This is a genomic window from Bradyrhizobium hipponense (assembly GCF_008123965.1).
GTDB lineage: Bacteria > Pseudomonadota > Alphaproteobacteria > Rhizobiales > Xanthobacteraceae > Bradyrhizobium > Bradyrhizobium hipponense.
This window is the reverse complement of record NZ_VSTH01000155.1, coordinates 1-19,277: the sequence shown is the minus strand read 5'-3', so window position 1 is coordinate 19,277 and position 19,277 is coordinate 1. Positions and strand designations below refer to the sequence as shown.

17 protein-coding genes and 1 pseudogene are annotated in these 19,277 nt (G+C 64.1%); 16 read left to right on the top strand and 2 right to left on the bottom strand.

The features are described from left to right. Positions 1-29: 29 nt before the first annotated feature. From FXV83_RS36120 to FXV83_RS36105, 4 genes are read left to right on the top strand one after another with little or no spacing between them, the layout of a single operon-like run. Entirely contained in the window at positions 30-326 is a 297-nt protein-coding gene (locus tag FXV83_RS36120; protein WP_148744302.1) for a (2Fe-2S)-binding protein, read from the top strand. After that, the gene (locus tag FXV83_RS36115) at positions 323-1,741 is read left to right on the top strand and encodes an FAD/NAD(P)-dependent oxidoreductase (protein ID WP_148744301.1); all 1,419 of its coding nucleotides are present in this window, start codon (positions 323-325) and stop codon (positions 1,739-1,741) included. Before FXV83_RS36120 ends, FXV83_RS36115 begins: the two co-directional genes overlap by 4 nt. Next, entirely contained in the window at positions 1,738-2,859 is a 1,122-nt protein-coding gene (locus FXV83_RS36110) for an NAD(P)/FAD-dependent oxidoreductase (RefSeq protein ID WP_148744300.1), read from the top strand. The genes FXV83_RS36115 and FXV83_RS36110 overlap by 4 nt, the downstream gene beginning before the upstream one ends. Before the next feature lie 15 nt (positions 2,860-2,874). Continuing rightward, positions 2,875-3,222: a RidA family protein gene (locus FXV83_RS36105; RefSeq protein ID WP_148744299.1), complete on the top strand. Its 348-nt coding sequence runs from the start codon at positions 2,875-2,877 to the stop codon at positions 3,220-3,222. Positions 3,223-3,444: 222 nt separating this feature from the next. Here the strand turns inward: FXV83_RS36105 and FXV83_RS36100 are convergent, their stop codons facing one another. Continuing rightward, entirely contained in the window at positions 3,445-4,773 is a 1,329-nt protein-coding gene (locus FXV83_RS36100) for a dicarboxylate/amino acid:cation symporter (protein WP_148744298.1), read from the bottom strand. 143 nt (positions 4,774-4,916) lie between these two features. Here FXV83_RS36100 and FXV83_RS36095 point away from each other — a divergent pair. The 11 genes and pseudogenes from FXV83_RS36095 to FXV83_RS36045 all read left to right on the top strand — a co-directional run. Next, a pseudogene (locus FXV83_RS36095) lies at positions 4,917-5,171 on the top strand (solute carrier family 23 protein); the annotation flags it as partial. Positions 5,172-5,311: 140 nt separating this feature from the next. After that, positions 5,312-6,148 carry an SDR family oxidoreductase gene (locus FXV83_RS36090; protein ID WP_148744297.1) on the top strand — a complete coding sequence of 279 codons (837 nt, stop codon included), beginning with the start codon at positions 5,312-5,314 and terminating at the stop codon, positions 6,146-6,148. 50 nt (positions 6,149-6,198) lie between these two features. Further along, entirely contained in the window at positions 6,199-7,020 is an 822-nt protein-coding gene (locus FXV83_RS36085) for an NAD-dependent protein deacetylase (RefSeq protein ID WP_148744296.1), read from the top strand. Positions 7,021-7,160: 140 nt separating this feature from the next. Next, a complete protein-coding gene (locus FXV83_RS36080) occupies positions 7,161-9,245 on the top strand; it encodes a hydantoinase/oxoprolinase family protein (protein WP_148744295.1) in 2,085 nt (694 codons plus the stop codon). Positions 9,246-9,247: 2 nt separating this feature from the next. Next, on the top strand, positions 9,248-10,906 hold the full coding sequence (locus tag FXV83_RS36075) for a hydantoinase B/oxoprolinase family protein (RefSeq protein ID WP_148744294.1): 1,659 nt from the start codon (positions 9,248-9,250) through the stop codon (positions 10,904-10,906). Between the two features lie 36 nt (positions 10,907-10,942). Beyond that, positions 10,943-11,941 carry a TRAP transporter substrate-binding protein gene (locus tag FXV83_RS36070; RefSeq protein WP_148744293.1) on the top strand — a complete coding sequence of 333 codons (999 nt, stop codon included), beginning with the start codon at positions 10,943-10,945 and terminating at the stop codon, positions 11,939-11,941. A gap of 4 nt (positions 11,942-11,945) precedes the next feature. Next, positions 11,946-12,539, top strand: a complete 594-nt coding sequence (locus FXV83_RS36065; protein ID WP_148744324.1) for a TRAP transporter small permease subunit — start codon at positions 11,946-11,948, stop codon at positions 12,537-12,539. Positions 12,540-12,570: 31 nt separating this feature from the next. Beyond that, entirely contained in the window at positions 12,571-13,875 is a 1,305-nt protein-coding gene (locus FXV83_RS36060; protein WP_148744292.1) for a TRAP transporter large permease, read from the top strand. A 958-nt stretch (positions 13,876-14,833) separates the two neighbouring features. After that, positions 14,834-16,549, top strand: a complete 1,716-nt coding sequence (locus FXV83_RS36055) for a pyrroloquinoline quinone-dependent dehydrogenase (protein WP_148744291.1) — start codon at positions 14,834-14,836, stop codon at positions 16,547-16,549. Between the two features lie 77 nt (positions 16,550-16,626). After that, positions 16,627-17,004 carry a c-type cytochrome gene (locus FXV83_RS36050; RefSeq protein WP_235940480.1) on the top strand — a complete coding sequence of 126 codons (378 nt, stop codon included), beginning with the start codon at positions 16,627-16,629 and terminating at the stop codon, positions 17,002-17,004. A gap of 37 nt (positions 17,005-17,041) precedes the next feature. Then, the gene (locus FXV83_RS36045; protein WP_187436403.1) at positions 17,042-17,809 is read left to right on the top strand and encodes a substrate-binding periplasmic protein; all 768 of its coding nucleotides are present in this window, start codon (positions 17,042-17,044) and stop codon (positions 17,807-17,809) included. A 47-nt stretch (positions 17,810-17,856) separates the two neighbouring features. On the opposite strand, the gene FXV83_RS36040 is transcribed toward FXV83_RS36045, so the two are convergent. Further along, complete coding sequence (locus tag FXV83_RS36040; protein ID WP_148744289.1) at positions 17,857-18,501, bottom strand: glutathione binding-like protein; 645 nt, start codon at positions 18,499-18,501, stop codon at positions 17,857-17,859. 108 nt (positions 18,502-18,609) lie between these two features. Between FXV83_RS36040 and FXV83_RS36035 the strand changes: the two genes are divergently transcribed. Beyond that, positions 18,610-19,277: TetR/AcrR family transcriptional regulator (locus FXV83_RS36035; RefSeq protein ID WP_148744288.1), on the top strand; the 668-nt coding region annotated here is incomplete at its 3' end.

Here is a 19,277-nt window from a genome sequence, read left to right as displayed (position 1 = left end):
CATCAGACAAGGAGCCAAGAGGCATCTCCATGTTCAAGCGATCCGAACAGGACAAGCGACCGCCGGTCGAGATTTTCGTGGACGGCACAGCCATCACGGCGCAGCAGGGCGACACAGTCTCTGCTGCGCTGCTGGCCTCAGGCCGCGACGTGCGCCGCTCAACGGCGGTGAGCGGCGCGCCGCGTCTGCCCTACTGCATGATGGGCGTGTGCTTCGATTGCCTCGTTACCATCGACGGCGTCGGCAACCGCCAGGGCTGCCTCGTGCCCGTCGCCGAGGGCATGCAGATCGAGATACAGAAGGGCAAGCGGGAGATCGGACGATGACTTTTGCTCCCAAGCGCGAAGATTACGACGTGGTGGTGATCGGAGCCGGGCCCGCGGGGCTCGCTGCCGCGGCCACATCTGCCGAGGCCGGCCTGTCGACGTTGCTGCTTGACGAGAACATCGGCCCGGGCGGCCAAGTCTATCGCGCCATCGCTTCGACGCCCGTGATCGAGCGCAATCAGCTCGGCGCCGACTACTGGGTGGGCGCCGACCTCGTGCAGGCGCTGCGCGCGAGCAACGCAGAGATCATCCAGCGTGCCACGGTCTGGAGCCTCGACCGCAATCTCGAGATCGCGGTCTCCGTCGGCGGTGCTTCTGCCTTCGTCAAGGCGAGGCGCGTGATCGTGGCCACTGGCGCGCTGGAGCGGCCATTTCCGATTCCGGGCTGGACCCTCCCGGGGGTGATGACCGCGGGCGCGGCGCAGACCATGCTCAAATCATCGGCTTTGGTGCCGGATGGTCGCACGGTGATCGCGGGGCAGGGGCCACTGCTCTGGCTGCTCGCAGCGCAGATTTTGCGCCTCGGCGGCCGCATCAACCGCATCCTCGACACCACCGAGCGCGGCAATTACTTCGCCGCGCTGCCTCGCGCTTTCGCCTTCCTCACCTCGCCGTATTTCGCAAAGGGACTTGCGATGATGCGCGAGGTACGGGCCAAGGTGCAGGTCGTACCGGGCGTCACGGAGCTCGCCGCTTCCGGTGACGGCCAGCTCGCGAGCGTGAGCTATGTGGCCGGAGGCAAGCGCGAGGCCATCCCCACGGATCTCTTGCTGTTACATCAGGGCGTCGTGCCCAACGTCAATCTGGCGATGGCGGCCGGCGTTGAGCATCGCTGGGACGATTTGCAATTGTGCTGGTCGCCGGTGCTCGATCAAAACGGCAATTCATCAGTCGCCGGCATCGCCATCGCCGGCGACGGCGCCGGCATCGGCGGCGCGGGCGCGGCCGTGGTGCGCGGCCGGATCGCCGCGCGGGCGGCGGCGGAGGCACTGGCCCCTGCGGCCGCAGCGAAGCTGCCGCCGATGGCGGCGTTGCGGGGCGATCTAGTCAAGGCCGAGCGCGGACGCATCTTCCTCGACACTCTGTTCCGCCCCGCGCGGCAGTTCCGCATTCCCTCAGGCGACACCATCGTTTGCCGCTGCGAGGAGATCGCCGCAAAGGACATTCTCGATGCGGTCGCGATCGGCGCGACCGGGCCGAACCAGCTCAAGGCCTATCGCCGCGCCGGCATGGGCCCGTGCCAGGGCCGGCTCTGCGGCCTCACCGTCACCGAGCTGATGGCGCAGGCACGCGGTAAGACTCCGCAGGAAATTGGCTATTACCGGCTACGCGCACCGGTGAAGCCGATCACGCTCGCCGAGCTCGCCGCCGTTCCGAAGAGCGAGGCCGACGTCAAGGCGGTGGTGCGCGGATGACAACAAACGTGGATGCGATCGTCGTCGGCGGCGGCATCCACGGGTGCTCGACCGCGCTGCATCTGTGCCTCGCCGGCATGAAGCCGGTGCTGATCGAGAAGGACTATGCCGGCCGGCACGCCTCGGGCGTCAACGCCGGCGGTGTGCGCCAGCTCGCACGGCACGTCCCGGAGATACCGCTGTCGATCCGCTCGATGGAGATCTGGGAGAAGATTTCAGAGCTGGTCGATGACGATTGCAGCTTTGAAAGCTACGGCCAGGTTCTGGTCGCGGAGAACGAGGATGAGCTCGCCGCCTGCCGCGCGCGCGTGGCGGAGCTCAATGCGCTTGGCTTTGTCCATGAGGAGCTGATCGACGCGACTGAGCTGCGGCGGCTGGTGCCTGCCGCGGCCGACACCTGTCCCGGCGGCGTGGTCTCGCGCCGAGACGGCGCCGCCAACCCGGCGCAGACGACGACGGCGTTCCGCCGCAAGGCCGAGCAGCTCGGCGCCACCGTGTGCGAAGGCGCGGCCGCCACGAACATCCGGCATAGCGACGGCCTCTGGCACGTGGATGTTGGCGACCGGAGCTACGCCGCGCCGGTCCTCGTCAATGCCGCCGGCGCCTGGGCCGGATCAATCGCGGCAGCGCTCGGCGAACCGGTGCCGGTCGAAACCGTGGCGCCGATGCTGATGATCACCTCGCGCGTGCCGCACTTCATCGACCCCGTCGTGATCCTGCGCGGGCGAAAACTCTCCTTCAAGCAATTCAAGAACGGCACCGTGCTGATCGGCGGCGGCCATCTGGCGACGCCCTATCAAGATCGCAACGAGACGGTGCTGGACTGGAAGAGTCTCGCGACCAGCGCCCGCACTGTGTTCGAGCTGTTTCCGGTGATGCGCGATGCGACGATCATGCGGGCCTGGGCCGGCATCGAGGCGAAGACCATGGATGACCTGCCCGTATTCGGGCCGAGTGCCCGCCACAAGGGCCTCTATCACCAGTTCGGCTTCTCGCTGCACGGCTTCCAGCTCGGCCCCGGCGCCGGCGCCGTGATGGCGGAGCTGATCGTCAACGGCGGCACCCAGACCCGGATCGGCGATCTCGGCATCGACCGCTTCCATCCTTCCACGCTCTAGCAACGAGAGGACATCATGAGCATCACCCGCAGCATCCGTACGCCCATCATGCACCGCGCCGTCGAAGCAGGCGGCTTCGTCTTCCTCGGCGGCACCATCGCCGACGACACCAGCGTTTCCATGGGCGAGCAGACCCGCAACATCCTCGGCAAGATCGCCGGCTATCTGAAGGAGGCGGGCACGGATAAGAGGCGCGTCGTCAGCACCTCGATCTTCGTCACGGACCTGTCCAAGAAAAAGGAGATGGATGCGGTCTGGACCGAATTTTTCGGCGACAACCTGCCCACGCGAGCCACCGTCGGCGTCGCCGATCTCGGCGGCGGCGCGCTGATCGAGGTGGTGGTCACCGCGCTCAAGGGCTGAGGCGGCCGAAAGGCAGGCCCATCCGTCGTCAAAGGAGGCGCGCCGATCTCCCGAGCGTCCCTCCACGTCGCTATTTCCAAAAGCCCGACGCCCTGCCCCCAGCGCGCCGGGCGGAAAGATTGAATATCAATCCGTGATCCCAATGCCACCAGTTGTGACTTGTGGCGTACTGATTTTCTAGTCCGGGAAACTACCGCAACCGAACTGGGGACAGGCGCGGCCTCACGCGCGGCCGCCCGGTTCCAAGGCCTCGCCCATCTCGAACGGGTGGGCCATGGCCTCATGCAGCGCGTCGCGGTCGAGCTCGCCTTCGGAGATGCTGATGACGACGCAGGCGACGCCGTTGCCGATCAGATTGGTCAGCGCGCGGCATTCGCTCATGAACTTGTCGATGCCGACCAGGATCGCGATCGACTGGATCGGAATATCCGGCACGATCGACAGCGTCGCTGCGAGCGTGATGAAGCCGGCACCGGTGACGCCCGAGGCGCCCTTCGAGGTGATCATGGCGATGCCGAGAATACCGAGCTCCTGCCAGATCGTCAGATGGGTATTGGTCGCCTGCGCCAGAAACAGCGTCGCCAACGTCATGTAGATGTTGGTGCCGTCGAGATTGAAGCTGTAGCCGGTCGGGATCACGAGGCCGACGACCGAGCGCGAGGCGCCGAGATGCTCCATCTTCTGGATCATCTGCGGCAGCACCGTCTCCGACGACGAGGTGCCGAGCACGATCAGCAGCTCGTCCTTGATGTAGGCGATGAAACGCAGGATCGAGAAGCCGGCGAGCCGCGCGATCGAACCGAGCACGATCAGCACGAACAGGATGCTGGTCAGGTAGAAGGTGCCGATCAGCGCGGCGAGGTTGAGCAGCGAGCCGAGGCCGTAGGCGCCGACGGTGAACGCCATCGCCCCGAAGGCGCCGATCGGAGCGACGCGCACGATAATGCGGATGATACCGAAGAACATCTTTGCGGCCTTGTCGACGGCGTCCGCGATCGGCTCGCCGGCCTTGCCGAGGAAGGCGATGGCGAAACCCGACAGGATCGAGATCAGCAGCACTTGGAGCAAATCGCCGCGCGCGATCGCGCCCAGATAGCTGTCGGGAATGATCGCCATCAGATGGGCGACGATGCCCTCTTCCTTGGCCTTGGTGACGTAGGTCGCCACCGACTTCGGATCGATCGTGGCCGGATCGATGTTGAAGCCGTGCCCGGGCTGGAGCACTTCGCCGACGAGCAGGCCGACCGCGAGCGCCACCGTCGAGACCATCTCAAAATAGATCAGCGACTTCAGCCCGACCCGGCCGACGCGCTTAAGGTCGCCCATCGATGAGATGCCGTGCACCACGGTGCAGAAGATCACCGGCGCGATCATCATCTTGATCAGCGCGATGAAGCCGTCGCCGAGCGGCTTCAGCGCCTTGCCGAGATCGGGATAGGAATAGCCGATGAGCACCCCGAGCGCGATCGCGATCAGGACCTGGATGTAGAGGATCTTGTACCAGGGCTGACGCCGGCGATGGATGGCTGGCTGGATCGCGACTTGTGTCATAGAGTGTGCCCCGGAACATATTGATCTTGCTTGATTTGCATCATGTGATGGCAGCCGCGGAAGCGACAATCACATTTTTGTCGGATCGCACGAAGATCAATCGCTGCAGCGTAATTCGGGGGAACATGTCGATCGCAACGGGCTCCGAAGACGCGATTGTCCTGATCGCCCCGGTCGCGATCATCTTCGTCGCGGAGAACCTCGGCCACGTCAAGGCCATCGGTGCGATGACGGGGTGGAGCCTCGATGGCTTCCTCGGACGGGCGTTTCTCGGTGACAGTTTTGCGACGATCGTGTCGGCCCGCGGCGGCGGCACCGGCGTCACCACTTATGCCGAGAACATCGGCGTCATGGCGGCAACGAAAGTCTATTCGACGCTGCTGATTGGCGGATCGGCACCGCAACCTTTGGCGCCATCATCCTGTACCAGATCCTGACCTCGCCGCTCACGCGCCGCGGGGAGTGACTCCCAGGGATGCAGTGAGGGGTGGAACAAAACGCGCGTTGCGTCGATAATGAAGCGTTCCGGAGAAAAATCATGCCACAGACCGATCGCTCGACCCAGTTTCCCTCGCGCCTTCTCGGGCAATATGCGCTCGTGACCGGTGCGTCCCAAGGCATCGGGCGCGCCGTCGCCATCCGCCTCGCCCAGGAAGGCGCGACGGTTGCCATCAACTATTTCGGTCATCCCGAGAAGGCCGAGGAGACGCTCGCGCTCGCGCGTACCGCATCGAGCGATCGCGGCCACGGCAGGCTCGATCATTTCATCGTCAAGGCCGATATCGGCAACGAGCAGGAAATCGTCGCGATGTTCGAGGCGATCCTGGCACGCTGCAAACGGCTCGACTGTCTCGTCAACAATGCCGGATTCCAGCGAGAATCGCCGAGCGAGGCGCTGGACGTCGAAACCTATCGCCGCATCATCGACGTCAATCTGAACGGCGCCGTGATCTGCGCGCAGAAGGCGCTGGCGCATTTCGTCACGCGCGGGGGAGGCGGCAGCATCATCAACTGCTCGAGCGTGCACCAGCTGATCCCGAAACCCGGCTATCTCGCCTATTCGATCAGCAAGGGCGGCATGGCCAATCTGACGCGCACGCTGGCGCTCGAATTCGCCGGCCGCGGCATCCGTGTCAACGCGGTCGGGCCGGGCGCAATCGATACGCCGATCAACGCGGCCTGGACCGGCGATCCCGAGAAGCGCGGCGTAGTCAGCAGCCACATCCCTCTCGGTCGCGTCGGAACGCCGGAAGAGATCGCCGCGGTCTTCGCATTTCTCGCCTCGGATGACGCGAGCTACATCACCGGACAAACCATCTACGCCTGCGGAGGTCTGACGTTATTCCCGGAGTTTCGCGACAACTGGGCGAGTTAGCGGGCTTCGGCTCTCTGGCAAAAGCGGGCGCCGCAGACTACATCTGCGCCATGATAAATGCTCCGCTGGCAAACCGTCCGCTCGAAGATTTCGTCGGCCGGCACGAACGTCTGTTCGTGCTAACCGGCGCCGGCTGTAGCACGAATTCGGGCATTCCCGACTATCGCGACAGTCACGGCAACTGGAAGCGGACCCAGCCGGTCAATTTCCAGGCCTTCATGTCGGACGAGCATACCCGCCGGCGCTATTGGGCCCGCAGCTTGATCGGATGGCGGCGGTTCGGCCAGGCGAGGCCGAACGATGCCCATCACGCGCTCGCCCGGCTCGAGGCCAGCGGGCGGTGCGAGATGCTGCTGACCCAGAACGTCGACCGGCTGCATCAATCCGCCGGCCACCGGCAGGTGATCGATCTGCACGGCCGGCTCGATCTGGTCCGCTGCATGGGGTGCGGACAGAAGATGCCGCGCAACGAATTCCAGGATGCGCTTGGCCGCGCCAATGCGGACTGGCTGACGCTCGATGCCGCGGATGCGCCCGACGGTGACGCCGATCTGGAGCATGCGGATTTCTCGTCCTTCAATGTGCCGGCTTGCGACTCCTGCGGCGGCATTCTCAAGCCCGACGTCGTGTTCTTCGGCGAGAACGTTCCCCGCGACATCGTCGCGACCGCGCAGGATCATCTGGAGCAGGCCGACGCCATGCTGGTCGTCGGCTCCTCGCTGATGGTTTATTCCGGCTTTCGCTTCGTGCAGACGGCTGCGCGCCGGCAAATCCCGATCGCGGCGGTTAATCTCGGACGCACCCGCGCCGACGATCTGCTCGCGCTCAAGGTCGAGGAGCGCTGCGAAGCGGCGCTTGCATTCCTGCTCTGAGCCGCGCGAGGCGAACACGCCTTGCCTATTGCATGGGTGCCAAGCAGAATGGCGACGTGGCGCTGCCGGCGTGGTCGCTGGCATGGAATTTGCTGTGATTTTCTTCCCCGGTCTTGACGATCAGCACGGAGAATTTTGGAATGGTTGAGGGAGCCGAAGTGCGGCTTGCCGTCGATATCGGTGGCACGTTCACGGATATCGTGCTGGACGTCGGATTGAATCGCAAGACGCGCAAGGTGCTGACGACGCCGGCGCGGCCCGAGGAAGCGGTGCTGGACGGGATGCGTCTCATTCTCGCCGATGCACGCGCGCGTATCAGCGATATCGACGTCTTCATTCACGGCACCACGCTCGCAACCAATGCCATCATCGAACGGCGCGGCGCCAAGACCGCGCTGGTTGCGACCGAAGGCTTCCGCGACGTGCTCGATATCGGCACCGAGAGCCGCTACGATCAATACGATCTGTCCATCGACAAGCCGAAGCCGCTGGCGCCGCGCAGCCTTCGCTTCACCGTGCCCGAGCGCATCGACGCCCACGGCGCCGTTCGCCTCCCGCTCGACGAGATGGCGGTGCGCTCGCTCGCGCCGAAATTGCGCACGCTGAACGTCGAGAGCGTCGCGATCGCCTTCCTGCATTCCTACGCCAATCCCGAGCACGAGCGCCGCGCGGCTGCGATCCTGCAGGAGGAAATGCCCGGCATCTCGGTGACGGTGTCGTCCGCGGTGTGTCCGGAGATCCGTGAATATGAACGCACCTCCACCGCAGTGGCCAATGCCTATGTGCAACCCCTGATCGACGGTTATCTTGCGCGCATGGCGGACGCATTGCTGGTCGAACAGTTCCGCGGCGCGATTTACCTCGTCACCTCGGGCGGCGGCGTGACCTCGATCGAGACTGCGCGGCGCTTTCCGGTTCGCCTGGTCGAATCCGGGCCTGCCGGGGGCGCCATCTTTGCAGCGCAAATCGCTGCGCGCCTTGGCGAGAGCAGGGTGCTCTCGTTCGACATGGGCGGCACCACGGCAAAAATCTGCCTGATCGAGAAATACCAACCCGAGACCTCGCGCGTGTTCGAGGTCGATCGCGCCGCACGCTTCCTCAAGGGCTCCGGCCTGCCGGTGCGCATTCCCGTGATCGAGATGGTCGAGATCGGCGCCGGCGGCGGTTCGATTGCCCATGTCGACGCCATGAAGCGCGTCACTGTCGGTCCAGAGAGCGCCTCGTCGGAGCCGGGACCTGCCTGCTACGACCGCGGCGGCCTGCGGCCGGCCGTGACGGACGCGGATGTCGCGCTCGGCCTGATCGATCCCGACGCCTTTGCGGGCGGCACGATCAGGCTCAGCCCAGAGCTGTCGAAGCAGGCGCTGCTGCGTGCCGTCGGCGGGCCGCTGGGGCTGTCGGCGGAAACCGCGGCCTATGCCGTGCACGAGGTCGTCTGCGAGAACATGGCGAGCGCGGCGCGCGTGCATGCGGTCGAGCGCGGCGCGGTGGTTGGCCAGCACACGCTGATCGCCTTCGGGGGCGCTGCACCGCTGCATGCGGCGCGCGTCGCCGAGAAGATCGGCGTTTCCCGGGTAATCGTACCGTCGAACGCCGGTGTCGGCTCGGCCGTCGGCTTTCTTGCGGCCCCGATCGCCTATGAGCTGGTGCGCAGTCGCCACGTCCGGCTCGACGATTTCGACACCGAGGCGGTCTCTGACCTTTTGCAGGAGATGGCGATCGAAGCGCGCGCGCTGGTCGAGCCCGGCGCCGCCGGCGCGCCGGTGCGCGAGCGGCGTGCCGCTTTCATGCGCTATGTCGGCCAGGGCCACGAGATCTCGGTCGCGCTGCCGAACCGGCGGCTGGCGAGCGCCGATCTTGCCGGCCTGCGCCAACAGTTCGAGGCTGATTATGCGGCGATGTTCGAACGGTCGATCCCGGGCGCCGCGATCGAGGTGCTGAGCTGGTCGGTGCTCGCCACCACCGAGGCGCGCAATCCACCGCGCGTCGCCGATGTGGCACGCATGCCCGCCGGCAAGGCGTCCGGCAGCCGCAAATTCTTTGACGGCCGGGCCGGGGAGGTGATCGAGATTCCGCTTTATCGCCGTGAGGACATGGCGCCGGGTGCGACCATCGCGGGCCCGGCGGTGATCGCGGAGGACGAAACCTCGACCTTCGTTTCAACCAGTTTTGACGCCCATATCGACGGTGCCGGCAGCATCGTCATGGAACGGAAGGCGGCGTAACCATGAGCAAGCCAAGCGGCGCGAGCCTGATCGATCTCCAGATCATGTGGCACCGGCTGATCGCCGTGGTCGAGGAGCAGGCGCAGGTGCTTTTGCGCACGGCCTTCAGCCCGATCGTGCGCGAATGCGGCGATCTGTCGGCCGGCGTGTTCGACCTCAAGGGCCGGATGTTGGCGCAGGCGGTGACAGGCACGCCGGGCCACGTCAACTCGATGGCGGAATCGGTCAAGCACTTCATCGCGCATTTTCCGATTGAGACGATGAAGGAGGGCGACGCCTACATCACCAACGATCCCTGGATGGGCACCGGCCATCTTAACGACTTCGTCGTCACGACGCCCTGCTTCAAGGACGGCAAGCCGGTCGCGCTGTTCTCCTGCACCAGCCATCTCATGGACATCGGCGGCATCGGCTTCGGACCTGATGCCACCGACGTGTTCATGGAGGGGCTCTACATCCCGATGCTGAAGCTGATCGACCAGGGCGTCGTCAACGAGACGCTGATGGCGATGATCCGCACCAACACCCGGCTGCCGATCGACACCGAAGGCGACACCTATTCGCTCGCGGGCTGCAACGACGTCGGCTGCGAGCGCCTGGTCGAGATGATGACCGAGTTCGGCATCGACACGCTCGACGGGCTCGGCGACTACATCTGCGACCGGTCGCGTGAGGCCGTGCTCGCCGAGATCGCAAAACTGCCGAACGGAAGCTGGCGCAACAGCATGGTCGTCGACGGCTACGACGTGCCGGTGACGCTGGCCGCGACGCTGACGATTTCGGACGCGGGCATCCACGTCGATTTCGACGGCACCTCGCCGGCCTCGAAGTTCGGCATCAACGTGCCCTTGTCCTACACCACGGCCTACACCGTGTTCGGCCTCGGCTGCGTCGTCGCCTCGCAGATTCCGAACAATGCCGGTTCGCTCTCGCCGCTGACGGTGTCGGCGCCCCCTGGCGCGATCCTCAATGCGCCGAAGCCCGCGCCGGTCGCCTCGCGGCACATCATCGGCCAGATGTTGCCCGATGTCGTGTTCGGCTGCCTGCGCCAGATCATCCCCGAGGACGTGCCGGCGGAAGGCACCTCCTGCCTGTGGAATCTCAATGTGCGTGGACAGACCCGTTCTGGCACCGGCGGCAATTACGGGTTCTCGATGGCGGTGACCAGCAATGGCGGCACCGGCGCGCGCTTTGCGAAGGACGGGCTGTCGGCCACCGCCTATCCCAGTGGCGTGCGCGGCACGCCGGTCGAGATCGCGGAGACGCAGACGCCACTGATCTTCTGGCGCAAGGAGCTGCGTCCGGATTCCGGTGGGGCAGGGCGCACCCGCGGCGGCCTCGGCCAGATCATCGAGGTCGGCAGCGGCGTCGATGCTCCCTTCGACATCCTGGCGGCCTTCGACCGCATCGAGCATCCGCCACGCGGCCGCGATGGCGGGCGTGACGGCGAGGCCGGCTATGTCGGCCTCAAGTCCGGAAAGAAGCTGCGCGGAAAGGGCTTTCAGCAGGTGCCGCCGGACGACAGGCTGGTGGTGCTGACGCCCGGCGGTGCCGGCATCGGTGCTCCCACGATGCGCGATCGCGCGGCGATCGAGGACGACGTCGAGAGCGGCCTGGTGTCATCAGACAATGCAGTTGCGGTTTATGGTTACGCGCGGTGACGAGTCGGCGTGCGTAGGTAACGAACGGAGAGACAAATGATCACGCGACGGAGCTTCACCGCGGGCGCAGCGACGCTGCTCGCCGCCGGCCAGATCTCGACCCGCGCCCGGGCTGCGACGGTGAGCTGGGACATGTCGACGGTGTGGCCCGACGGCAATTTCCACACCCAGAACGCTTTCGCTTTTGCCGAGGAAGTGAAGAAGCAGACCGGCGGCGGCGTCGCGATCACCGTGAAAGCCGGCGGCCAGCTCGGGTTCAAGGGACCCGAGCACCTGCGCGCCGTGCGCGACGGCCTGGTGCCGCTCGCCGATGTCCTCAACATCCAGCAGGTTGGCGATGAGCCCTTCATGGGCGTGGAGAGCATTCCGTTCCTGTGCAGCTCGATGGATGAATTGAAGGTGCTGCACAAATACGTCCGGCCCGAATACGAGAAGGTTGCCGCGCGCAATAATCAGAAGATTCTCTACATCGTGCCGTGGCCGACGCAGTATCTGCACCTCAAGGTGAAGATCGCCGATGTCGAGGGCCTGAAGAACATCAAGATCCGCGTGCCTGACAAAAACGCCGTCGACATGCTGGCGGTGGTCGGTATGGCACCGGTGATGATCCCCTGGGGCGAGACCATTCCTGCGCTGGCCTCCGGCGCGGTCTCGGGCGTGTCCACCTCGGCGGTGTCGGGTGTCGACGGCAAGTTCTGGGAATTCTTGAAGTTCGTCTACCCGACCAATCACGTCTGGTCGTCGCAGATGCTTACCGTCAATCTCGACTCTTGGAAGGCGCTATCGAGCGATCAGCAGCAACTGGTTTCCGGCATTGCCGCGAAGATGGAGCCGGCATTCTGGGCAAACTCGCTCAAGGCCGATGTCGACAGCCTCAACCGCCTGAAGGAGGGCGGCATGGAGGTGGTGCCGGTCTCGGATGCGATGATGACCGACATCCGCAACAAGACCGCGCCGCAGCTCGACGCTTTCCTCAAGCGCGTGCCGGCGGCAGACAAGCCGGTGCGGGCCTATCTCGCCGAAATGAAGCGCTGAGGTGATGGCGAGCGTAGTGCCTGCAGCTCCACAAAGCCTGAACGCAGCGGCACCGGCGCCGCTGCGTCTCCTGCTCGATGGCATCGATCGTCTCGGACGGCTCGACGGCTGGATCGGCGGTGGCTGTCTGCTCACACTGACGCTCTTGATGCTGTGCGAGGTCGCAACCCGCTTTCTGTCGAACTTCCTGTCGTTCTTTCCGCCGACGATCTCGATCGCCTGGGAATATTCCTCCTACCTGATGGCGGCGTCGTTCACCTTCGGTGCGGCGATGACGCTGCGCGTCGGCGGCCACATCCGCGTCGTTCTGCTTTTGCGGAACGTGCCGCCGCCGGTGCAGCGTGCGATGGAAGTCCTTTCGGCGGCCGCTGGTTTCGCCTTCATGGCGTTCTTGACCTCGGCGATGGCTAAATTCGCCTTCGGCGCGTTCGTCCGTGGCCAGGTGTCGACCTCGAGCGACACCCCGCTGTGGTTTCCGCAAGCGGTCGTCACGTTCGGGATGCTGCTGCTCACGCTCCAGTTCCTGGCGCGCGCGATCCAGGCGGTGCTCGGACTGCCGCTGGAGGATCACCGCATGAAGGCCTCTCCCGTCGAATGACTGCACTGCTCGCCACCGGACAAAAGATCATATGACCATCGAAGTCGTCAGCCTCTTCGTGATCCTGTTCGCGCTGCTGGCGGGAGGCGTGTGGATCGGCCTGACGCTGGCGCTCACCGCGACGCTGCTGCTGGCAATGTTCCGCTCGATCCCGCTCGACAAGCTGCTGCCGCAATACGCCTGGAACATCCTGACCACGCAGGAGCTGCTGGCGCTGCCGTTGTTCATTCTGATGGGCGAACTGTTGTTCCGCACGCGCCTGTCGCGCTCTTTGTTCCAGGGGCTGGCGCCATGGGCTGGGCTTCTGCCGGGCCGGCTTCTGCATGTGAACGTGATCGGCTGCACCATCTTCGCGGCGATCTCGGGCTCCTCGGCGGCGACCACGCAAGTGATCGGCCGCATGTCGCTCAACGAACTCGTGCGCCGCGGCTATTCGCGCGACATCGCGATCGGCTCGCTTGCCGGCGCCGGCACGCTCGGCTTTTTGATTCCGCCGTCCAACATCATGATCATCTACGGCGTGCTCGGCGACGTTTCGATCCTGAAGCTCTTCACCGCCGGTGTGCTGCCCGGCCTGTTGCTGGCCGCCACCTTCATGGGCTGGGTGATGCTGCACACGACACTCGACGGCACGCTGGTGCCGGAGACCGAGGCCAAGCTGTCGCAGGTGCCATGGCGCGAACGCTTTGCCGCGCTGAACGACCTCGCGCCGGCGCTGTTCCTGATCGCCTGTGTGCTCGGCTCGATGTATGGCGGGCTTGCGACGCCGTCGGAGGCCGCCGCCGTCGGCGTGCTCGGCGCGGCGCTGGTCGCCTGGGCACAGGGCTCGATGTCTCAGCAGGTGATTCGCGACGTACTGATCGGCTCGGTCGTGACCTGCTCGATGATCGCGCTGATCGTCCTCGGCGCCTCGATCCTCGGCAACGCGGCCGCCTTCCTCGGCATTCCGCAGGCGGTCGCTGCGTTCGTGAAGGGACTCGGCCTGTCGCCCTTCATGCTGATCGTTGCGCTGATTGTCTTCTATTTGATCCTCGGCTGCTTTCTCGACGGCTTCTCGATGATCGTGATGACGCTGCCGATCGTGTTGCCGATCGTGAAGGGAGCGGGCTTCGACGAGATCTGGTTTGGAATCTTTCTCGTGCTCGCGGTGGAGATGGCGCAGATCACGCCACCTGTGGGCTTCAACCTGTTCGTCATCCAAGGCCTGACCGACGACGGCCTCGGCTACATCGCGCGCGTCACGATGCCCTACCTGCTGATCATGGTCGGTTTCGTGCTGCTGCTGACGCTCTGGCCCGGAATCGTCACGATCGTGCCGCGGCTGCTGTACGGCTAAACCTGCGCCGCCCTGGTGCGGTCGGAAGAAGAACGCAATACACACCGAGTTTGCCGGCCGCCATGTTGTCGAAGGCGCAGGAAGTTCTCTATTTGGACATGCCTCGCGCTGCAAGGGAACGTTGGATGGCGCGTCGGCATTGAGAGGCGTCGGCACTCCAGCCGGCTCATGATGGAGGAGATCAATTCATGAGGAAGCTTCTTCTATCGGCGGCGGTCAGCGCCGCAATGTTAGCTGGCGGCACATTCGCAAACGCGCAAGGAACTTCGACGGGTGGGTCGAGCGGCCATGATCTCAAGCAATGCTGGGACGTGAGCAGTAAGGTGGTCCGCGACATGAGTGGCACCACTGCAACTGGACCGTCTGGAAACACTACGGTCGGTTCAACAACAGCGCCGGGAGCAAGCTCTGGCACTACTTCTTCTTCTAGTGCTCCTTCTTCCGCTACCAGCGCCAACGCCAATGCTTCGGCACGCCCCGCAGGAATGCCAGACTGCTAGCCTTCCGTTCACGGCGACTTACAGAGCCACGACGGTGACTCCCCCCGCTTTACGGGGGTTTTCTTTTGTCTGCCGGCCAGCCAATGCCGCAGTTGTTGGCGCCGTCATGGAGAGAGAGCCGCTCCTGAGACTGGCGCCGTGCTGCCGGCAAGCCACCAGTCGCTCCTTCGAATGTGGTTCGCTTAAGGCAAAGGTAAGCCGGCCTGTCGTTCTACGACGGCTATCGCATGCGCATCGCCGTTGCACTCCATGTGATCCGGCGTACTCTATGTATCGAGCAGGAGGCAACAGCAGCCCCGTCCAACAAACGTAGCTTCTTTGGCGATCTCGCTGGAGAAATCGAAACTTGCTGGGAGCTCGTACAGGGAGGAACCAACGGGTACTGAACGTAATCGCACCACGCAGTCGGCCTTTGAAAAGATGCAGTCGAATAATCGCAAAAGTGGGAGGACGTGCACATGAAAAAGCGGTGGCGAAATTCAGGTCTTCTTGTTATCGGCGCGATGCTGATCGCGTCGTCAGCCCTGGCTCAATCGGTGGATACTGCGCGGATCGAGTCCGCCGGTCAGAACGATTGGCTGACCTATCACGGTTCATACAAGTCCTATCACTACAGCCCGCTCGCGCAGATCAATGCAAGCAATGTCAGCAATCTGAGCGTCGCCTGGATGCATATTCCGGGACGCTCCACCCGTGGCCTGCAATCAATGCCGCTCGTGGCTGATGGCGTGCTTTACTACACCGGTTCTTACAGCCGGGTTTTTGCGCTGAACGGCGCGACGGGCGAGGTGATCTGGTCCCATTTTCCGGAACTGGACGAGGTGCTGATCGCCCGCCAGACCCATTCTCCCTACAACCGCGGCGTGGCGCTCGGCGAGGGCAAGGTCTTTGTCGGCACCATGGATGGCAGGCTTTTCGGCCTGGATATGAAGTCGGGGAAGGTCCTCTGGGAAACCAGGCTAATCGACTCGCAGAAGCTCACGGTCGGTTTCACCGGTGCGCCGCTTTACGCGAAGGGTACGGTGATCATCGGAGCGCAAGGCGGTGAATGGCCGGGCCGCGGCCCGATCTTCGCCGTGGATGCCACGACTGGAAAGAAGAAGTGGGAGTTCCTCACGGTTGCGGGCACCGACGAGGCTATGAAGACGTGGGGAAGCGACTCCTGGCGCACGGGCGGCGGCGGCGGCTGGATGCCGGGCACTTACGACTCCGAGACCAACACCATCCTGTGGGGCACCGCAAATCCGGCGCCGCTCTACGATTGGTCGGGCGCCGACTACAAGACGCAAGGTGCGCGCCCAGGCGACAATCTCTATACGAGTTCAGTGATCGGTCTCGACATCGATACCGGAAAGCTGAAATTCTATCATCAGGAGTTGCCGCACGACGCCTGGGACTTCGACAGCGCCGTTGGCGAGTTTGTGATGCTGGAACGTGACGGCCAGAAGTTCGTGGTCCATCCGAACAAGGGCGGTTTCGTCTTCGTCTACGACCGCAATCTCGCCGTGAAGAATGTCTGGCGGCTCGTTGAGAACATCAATTTCGTCAAGGATATCGACCCTAAGACGGGCGCTCTGATCGGCCGCCGCGACTTCACCGCGGGGAAAGTCACCGAACCGCCGCTGTGCCCATTCATTGGTGGCGGCGTCAGCTGGAACGCCGGCTCGTACAATCCGAAGACGGGCCTCTACTACAAGATCGGCCAGGAATGGTGCATGACGCTCGACGTCCAGAAGACGACGCCGGTCACCACGCCCCAGGTCCAGCTCAACATCGGTGCTGATTTCAAGATGGCCCCTCCTCCGGGCGGCGAGATTTATGGACATCTCGACGCGCGGGACCCCATCACCGGGGCCAAGAAGTGGGAAGTTCGCTATCCCGAGCCGCCGCTTGGGAGCGTCCTGTCGACCGCGGGCAATCTCGTATTCGTGCCCGACTCCCGCGGCATCCTCCATGCCTACGACGCTGAAACCGGGACCGAACTGTGGAATCACAACAACGGCACCGGCCATCAGGGCGGCATCGTCAGTTATTCCATCAACGGCAAACAGTACATTGCCGTGGCCGCAGGCTTTGGCGGCATGCTGGCGGACGAGTACGCGCCGAACTTCGGCGGCGTCTACAAGAGCATGCCGCGTGACGACGGGGCGCTCGTCGTCTTCAGTCTGAAATAGGTCGTCGCAGATTGCCGGGGAGCAGGCGCAAGCTTGCTCCCCGTGCATTGAAGTTGCGGGCGTGCTTCAGGACATGAATGCTTCAGGACATGGAGCTGGATATCTTGAAATTGCATTTGAAGAAGTTCACCGCGCTGCTATCGGCGGTGCTGGGCGCCTCGTGGCTCTGTGCTGCACCGGTTCAAGCGCAGTCTGCTACCCCCGCACCGGACAACGGGACATTCGACGTCGAGCAGTTGTTCGCGGGGACTTGCGGCTTTTGTCACTCCGACGGCGGCCGGGCCGCCGGCAAGGGGCCGCAGCTGATGAATTCGCCACGCGACGACGAGTTTCTTCACAACCGCATCAAGAACGGCAAGTCTGGCGCGATGCCGGCATTCGGCGGCACCTTCACTGACGCGCAGATCGACCAGATCATCAAATATATTCGTGCCTTGAAGCCGCACGAGGGCTGAATCGCCGAGGCCCGATGCATCGATGCGAGGACGCGGAATGAAGGCAATTCTCTCGCTGATGGTCGGTGCCGTCATCGGACTGTGGGGGCCGGTGCAGGCGCGAACCCTGGACGCGATCCGTTCGTCCGGCGTACTCGGGTTATGCGCCCATCCCAACTCGCTTCCGTTCGCGAGCAAGGCCGGCGATCCTCCCGGCTTTCAGGTTGAACTGGGCCGGGCGCTGGCACGCGAGCTCGGCGTCTCGCTGCGGCTCGACTGGATCATCACCCAATACCAGATGCGGAGCGCCGGCTGTGACATCCTTCTCGATGTCATTGCCGACCGCGAGGCGCAAGGCGAAACCCGCTTGAGGATCTCAAAACCGTATTATCGCACGGGCGTCGCACTCGCCGTGCCGCCATCCAGCACGCTGGCCTCGTTCCAGAGCCTCAACGAGCATACCAAGGTTGGGGTGCAGGTCGGATCCATCGCGGCCATGATCATCAGTCGACGGCACGTGCCTACATCGACCTTCGGCTTCGAGAGCGACAGCCTCGATGCCCTGTTAAACCATGAGATCGATGCCGCTGCGGTTACTCCCACGGCGGCGAGCTATTTCAATCTGACGCATCCGGACAAGGCACTCCGCGTCCTGGATCGTGACGAGAGCGTAACCGATCTCAACTGGAACGTTGCCGTCGGCATGGTCCGCCCGGATGATGCGTTGCGCGAAGCCATCGATGGAGCCCTTGAGCGGTTGCGAAACGACGGCGCGATCGATCGGATATACGGTCGCTATGGGGTCGTACTGCAAGCGCCGAGGTAGCAGCCATCGTCCCGGCCGCCGTGGCCGGGACGATCTCTCGAATGTCGCTACGCCGCGGCCTTCTTCCGGGCCTGCTCGGCCTTGTACAGCTCGAACTCTTCTGCGATTGCCCTGGCGATCGAGGGTCGTTGGCGCAGGCGATCGTGATAGGCCTTCACGTTCGGCCATTTCGCGAGCTCGATCGGCGGCGTCGCCATCGTCCAGTTGATCACCGTAACGAGGTAGGCGTCGGCGACGCTGAAATGATCGAGCAGGAAGTCGCGGCCTTTCAGGTAGTTGTCGAGATAGTCGAGCCGCGACAAGTTCTTCTCCAGCACGTAGGTTTTTGCTTCCTGCGGCGCCTTGCGGTCGAGCACGGGCACGAACAGGCCCTTGTGCAGCTCGGTGCCGATGAAGCAGAGCCATTGGTGCAGCCGCGTGCGATCGATCCCGGGTCGCGTGCCGATGCCGGACTGCGGAAAGAGGTCCGCGACATATTGCAGGATTGCCGCGTTCTCGGTCAGCACCACGCCCTCGTCGGTGCGCAGCGTCGGCACGAGGCCGATCGGGTTCACGGTACGGAAGTCGGAGCCGTCGTTCAGCACTGTCTTGGTTGGCGGATTGACTTCGAGATAGTTCGCCTTGGCGCCGGCTTCATACAGCGCGACGCGGGTCGCCATCGAACAGGCGAGCGGCGAGAAATAAAGATCCATCTGTAGCCTCCTTGGGCAAATTCCCTGTTTCTTCGGAACTCAACCTGGCCAGATTGATTTTTGTACTGTCTTGCATATTATATCGAGGGTCAAGGATTATTTTGCGAAATGGTACAAAAAGAGAAGGGGCCGCCCGCGGTGGCATCCGAGCAGCCCAAGCGCCGCGGCCGCCCGCGTGCCTACGAGCCCGATGTCGCGCTCGGCAAGGCGCTCGACCTGTTCCGCACGCAGGGTTTTGCCGCGACCTCGCTCGATGACTTGAGCGAAGCCACCGGCATGAACCGGCCGAGCCTCTATGGCGCCTTCGGCGACAAGCGCGAGCTCTACATCAAGAGCTACCAGCGCTACCGCGACGAAGCGCGCGCCTCGATGACCGAGATCTTTCGCGAGGAGATGCCGCTGCGACAGCGTCTGGAGGGCATCTTCGCCTGCGCGCTGAACATCTATCTCTCAGGCGAGGCCGGTCCGCGCGGCTGCTTCACGGTGGTCACCGCGGCATCCGAAGCGGTCAGCGATCCCGACATCCGCGCCATGGTGCTGGAGGGTCTGTCCGAGCTCGACAAGGCCTTTGCCAATTGCTTCCGCCGCGCCAAGGAAAAGGGCGAATTGCCGGACAGCGCCGACCCCACCGTGCTGGCGCAACTCGCGTCCGCGACAGTGCACTCGATAGCCATCCGCTCCCGCGCCCGCGTCTCGCGGAAGGAACTCGAAGCGATCGTGAGGGGGGCGATCGATATGATGGTGGGCCTAGAGTCAAGCCGTCGTCCCGGCGAAGG